At 55.8% G+C, this 231-nt stretch carries 1 pseudogene; it reads right to left on the minus strand.

Annotated features, from left to right (window positions below):
- Positions 1–94 precede the first annotated feature (94 nt).
- Positions 95–231: pseudogene (locus AF337_RS45965) on the minus strand (regulator); the annotation flags it as partial.

Genomic DNA, 231 nt, shown 5'->3' on the forward strand with positions numbered 1-231 from the left:
GTTACCTGGAACAAGGAAGATCCAAACGTCTCGCGATGACATCATCGATGTCTTTGATTCATCGAGCGCCGGCCATCCTAGCGTCGCAATCAAACTATTCCTCGGCGTCGGAACAGTTCTTATATTGCAGCTTCTGAAGTGGCGCATCCAGCCTCAGGATGAGCCCGGTCGGGGCGTAATCAAGAGAGACCCCCCCGAAAGCGGACAGGCTGGAGCTGACGAGCCGAGTGC

Origin of the sequence: Rhizobium ecuadorense (assembly GCF_001187535.1) — a bacterium.
Classification (GTDB): domain Bacteria; phylum Pseudomonadota; class Alphaproteobacteria; order Rhizobiales; family Rhizobiaceae; genus Rhizobium; species Rhizobium ecuadorense.